At 36.9% G+C, this 4,606-nt stretch carries 5 protein-coding genes; 2 read left to right on the top strand and 3 right to left on the bottom strand.

Annotated elements, in window-relative coordinates; all coding sequences use genetic code 11:
- Positions 1-127: 127 nt before the first annotated feature.
- Positions 128-574 (bottom strand): VOC family protein, encoded by a 447-nt coding sequence (locus tag ACIQXF_RS22935; protein ID WP_402788103.1) that lies wholly within the window; start codon positions 572-574, stop codon positions 128-130.
- A 79-nt stretch (positions 575-653) separates the two neighbouring features.
- Positions 654-1,463 carry a GNAT family N-acetyltransferase gene (locus ACIQXF_RS22930; RefSeq protein WP_402788100.1) on the bottom strand — a complete coding sequence of 270 codons (810 nt, stop codon included), beginning with the start codon at positions 1,461-1,463 and terminating at the stop codon, positions 654-656.
- A gap of 227 nt (positions 1,464-1,690) precedes the next feature.
- Between ACIQXF_RS22930 and ACIQXF_RS22925 the strand changes: the two genes are divergently transcribed.
- Positions 1,691-2,536 (top strand): aldo/keto reductase, encoded by an 846-nt coding sequence (locus tag ACIQXF_RS22925; RefSeq protein ID WP_402788097.1) that lies wholly within the window; start codon positions 1,691-1,693, stop codon positions 2,534-2,536.
- 69 nt (positions 2,537-2,605) lie between these two features.
- Here ACIQXF_RS22925 and ACIQXF_RS22920 read toward each other — a convergent pair whose 3' ends face one another.
- Positions 2,606-2,989 carry a winged helix-turn-helix transcriptional regulator gene (locus ACIQXF_RS22920; protein WP_402788094.1) on the bottom strand — a complete coding sequence of 128 codons (384 nt, stop codon included), beginning with the start codon at positions 2,987-2,989 and terminating at the stop codon, positions 2,606-2,608.
- Positions 2,990-3,099: 110 nt separating this feature from the next.
- Between ACIQXF_RS22920 and ACIQXF_RS22915 the strand changes: the two genes are divergently transcribed.
- The gene (locus ACIQXF_RS22915; RefSeq protein WP_402788091.1) at positions 3,100-4,284 is read left to right on the top strand and encodes an MFS transporter; all 1,185 of its coding nucleotides are present in this window, start codon (positions 3,100-3,102) and stop codon (positions 4,282-4,284) included.
- Positions 4,285-4,606 lie beyond the last annotated feature (322 nt).

The raw sequence follows: 4,606 nt of genomic DNA, 5'->3' as shown, positions 1-4,606 counted from the left end.
CGGACACCCTTGCTCTTGGCTAACCTCTACTTCTGTCTTCGGGGTTCGGGACTTGCACCCTATAGTTCATACGCATGCCGGGCGCACATAAAAAACGTATTTGGATTCCCCAAATACGTCCATCTTTTCAGTTATTTGTAATAATCAACATATCATTATCGTCAAACTGCCACATGTCTCCGTAAGCAACTTCCCAATAGTAGCCGTTTGGGTCTTGGAAATAGCCACTATAGCCTCCCCAGAATACGGTTTCAGGTTCCTTGACGATGTTCGCCCCTGCCTTTTTGGCTAAATCAAATACTTGATCTACCTCTTCTTTTGATTTTCCATTATAAGCAAGTGTAATACCGTTGAAGCCATTGCCGATTGCTGGCGGATTTGCTTCGTTAATATCTTTTACTAAACGGTCAATCGGAAATAGTGAGATTTTTGTCCCTGCATTATTAAAGAAAATAACATCTGGGTTTGTTTCCTCGCCATAAACAATCACTTCAAACCCTAGACCTTCTCGATAAAAACTAAGAGACTCAATCATATCTTTTACACCCAACGTAATTAAATTTAAACGATTCATCTATCCATCTCCTTTATAAAAGCATCAATTACTTATTCTATTCCAAGCAGCGAATACCCTCCCACATTCTGGAAAACTTTTATGTTGCTTCTGTCCATATACTCTTTGTATAAGCCATTCTTAATCCACAGCGCTCCATATTATTTTGGCTAATGGAGACGAATTTTGCGTGACCTATCATTAAGCTACAATTTTGTCTGATGGCTTCATTGATACGAAACCGTATTAATGCTTGGTGAATCCCTTGATTACGGGCAATTGGTTTCACGGCAGATGCAGCTAATATGGCTGTCCCATTATATACATATAAAGAGCCGACACCAACATCCTCGTTTTCAAGAGAAGCAATATAAAACGACCAACCTGGCTTGTCATACAAAACTTTATTATTTGTCGCAACACTTTCTGCTAAAAATGCTGGCATATCAAAACCCTCAACATAGATATTTCCGTAACACTCAAATTCGGCTTCATCGATTTGCCTTATTTTAATAGTAGAATTCTTTGTTTCCCCTACCATCTCTCCATTTAGCTCACAATACAATGTTGAATGAAAATCACTCTGAAAAAGACCAACGTTATGTAATTTCTGTAAGGAAGTAGCATTTACATATTGAGGGGCTAATTCAAAACGAGCTGGTATTTCTCTTGCTCTATAAAAGCTAAGTACTTTATCTATGGTATTCTCCGAACTCAAGCTATCGCCCTTTACCACATTGTAAGAGGGACCGGGAATGTTTTTAATGGAGAAAGCATAGGCATCATCAAATTGACCAACCTCCACTCCCATTGCATTGTTCTGAATTTCCTTAATTGCATTCAGCCTTGATTCGAACATCTTTATTTCGGTCTCTTCTAAGTGATTTGCCAATTTTTTTGTTATTACCATATGTTTACCACCCCTTTTCGAAGTTTCAAATTCTTACCATTAATTGTAACGCATACAGAGGGTAGAACCACGTAAACTAATAAAAATTTCTTACACGAACCATTGATATCTCACAAAAGTTACCTCTACGTTTCTATGAAACTAAAAAGTGCGTACTTTTTTTTGCAATGGCATGGAAGCATAATAAGAAAGCAACAAAGCACTAACGAAAATTGGAGGACAGAAAAATGATTAATCATTTACAAGATAAAATTACATTAAATAACGGCTTACAAATGCCTGGTATGGGTCTAGGCGTATTCCAAGTACCAAATGATGTTACAGCAGAAATGGTGAAAAATGCGATTGAGGTTGGTTACCGTAGCATCGATACTGCTGCTATTTATGGAAATGAAGCAGGTGTTGGTGAAGGTATTAGTCAGGCACTAGCAACTACTGGTTTAAAACGTGAGGAATTATTTATTACATCCAAAGTATGGAACGATGGCTTGAGCTACGAAGAGACAATTGCAGCATACGAGGACAGCTTAGAAAAATTAGGGCTGGATTATTTAGACCTTTATCTTATTCATTGGCCAGGTAAAAATAAATTTGCAGAAGCTTGGAGAGCACTCGAAGATTTATACGAGCAAGGAAAAATTAAAGCTATTGGGGTATGTAACTTCCAAGTATCGCACTTACAGGATCTTCTTAAAATAGCTCGTATCAAACCAGTTATTAACCAAGTTGAACTTCATCCACGATTGCAACAAACTGAGGTACGTTCATTCTGTGAAGAGCACAATATACAAATGGAAGCTTGGGCACCATTAATGCAAGGTGGACTTCTTGATAATGAAACTATTTCAAAAATAGCTGAAAAATACGGGAAATCAAATCCACAAGTTATCTTACGCTGGGATATTCAAAATGGTATCGTTACAATTCCAAAATCTGTACGTAAAGAACGAATGATTCAAAACGCTAATATTTTTGATTTCACACTAACTGATGAAGAGATGGCAATCATTAACGCCATGAATCTAGATCAACGTGTTGGACCAAACCCAGATGAATTTGATTTTGTCATGTAAACGTTAGCTATGTAAACGTGAAAGAGACTGTCTTATTTTCTTCTCTTAGACAGTCTCTTTCTAATCTATTTAAGATGTATGCTTTATGGCGATATCTTCATCACGTTGCATTAACAGTACATCTTCACCTTTATCTTGCATCATTTCGATATGATGTTCACCCCAAGTGCAAAGGACATTCAGCACAGGGTCCATCTCTTGACCATATGGTGTTAGCGAATATTCAACTTTTGGCGGTACTTGATTGAAAACCTTGCGATTAATTAATCCAGACTGCTCTAATTCACGCAATTGGCTTGTTAGCATTTTTTGTGAAATGCCTGGAATCAATCGGCGAAATTCATTCGTGCGAATCTTACCATGGTGGTTAAGATGACAAAGAATAACAGGTTTCCATTTGCCCCCAATGACTTCAAGAGTGGCTTCAACACCAATATTATAAACTTTTTTCATTGTAAACCCCCTGTAATATTCAAAAGTAACTAAAAGTACCCTATATAACTTTTAGGTATGTATGAATATTACTATATACTATACAAAAAATCAAAGGAGATATTATTAGAATGAAAGATACAAAAGTACCGAATGCTAAACTAACATTACTCGCACTTGCGATCAGTGCTTTTGGTATTGGCTCTACAGAATTTATAAGCGTCGGACTTCTTCCATTAATTACAAAGGATTTTGGCATAACGTTGAGTACGGCGGGTTTAACCGTTTCTATATATGCACTTGGTGTAACTATTGGTGCACCACTTCTAACAGCATTTACATCGCACCTTAGTCGCAAAAAAGTGTTACTGCTCGTCATGGTGCTTTTTATTATCGGGAATTTACTCGCAGCTCTAGCACCCTTATTCTCTTTACTACTTGCCGGCCGTGTTATTTCAGCATTAGCACATGGCGTGTTTATGTCCATTGCCTCTGTTATAGCTGCAGATGTTGTGGCACCTAATAAACGTGCAAGTGCAATAGCTTTTATGTTCACAGGACTAACATTAGCAACTGTAACTGGTGTCCCATTAGGAACTTTTATTGGACAAGTAACTGACTGGCGAATGTCGTTCATTTTCATTGTCGTTATTGGTATTATCGGATTAATTAGTAATGCTCTGCTTGTACCTAGCCAATTATCAAAAGGGAATCCAATATCTATTCGAGATATCGGGAAAGTATTAGGGAATATAAGAATGCTATTAATTCTCTTTATTACTGCCATTGGATATGGTGGCGCATTCGTAGTATATACGTATATTTCTCCTATTTTAGAGAAGTATATGGGCTACTCACCTAAAGCAATAGTCGTAATCTTAGTTGTATACGGTATTTGTGTTGCAATCGGTAATACATTAGGTGGTCATTTCGCGAATAATAATCCTTTACGTTCTATCTTTATTATCTTAATAGGATTAGCATTAGCTCTACTCGGCATTAACTTCTTTTTAGAATCATCCATCGTTGGATTAATAATGGTCTTAATGATGGGGCTATTTATGTTTATGAATGTACCTGGTTTACAGGTTTATGCCGTTCAGCTTTCAGAAAAATATATACCATCGGCTATCTCAATGGCTTCAGCGTTAAATATTTCGGCCTTTAACATTGGTATTTTCCTAGGATCATACATCGGAGGATTTATCGTTCGCTACCAATCATTAGCTCATACGCCTATATATGGATTCGTTATGGTGATGCTTGCCGCAGCTACTACGTTGCTATGGTTAATCTTTGATAGAAGAAATCAATAGATTGCTTCTATCATAAAAACAATGAAAGGAAGACTTAATTATGGTTAAGGCTTCCTTTCATTATTTATCATATTTTTTGTATTCACAAACATCCACCTTGATAACTCCTTTTGAAGAAGCGTAAATTGGATCTGCTTTAATATTTAGCCGTAGAAATTTTTTCAAAGCATTAGCCATAAACACCGAAAGTCTTTATTGTACATAAGATAAGGTATCAGCTATAGGATAGGAGCATTCCTGTTAGAAGGATTTTCAGGGGCTTGAAAAAGAAAAAGCCCTCTTGTATGATGCATGAGTGTCAACGCCAAATTGACCCATCATC

The sequence above is a fragment of the Lysinibacillus sp. NPDC097231 genome (genome assembly GCF_044761885.1).
GTDB lineage: Bacteria > Bacillota > Bacilli > Bacillales_A > Planococcaceae > Lysinibacillus.
The sequence above is the reverse complement of the archived record's forward strand: the minus strand, read 5'-3'. Positions and strand labels throughout refer to the sequence as shown.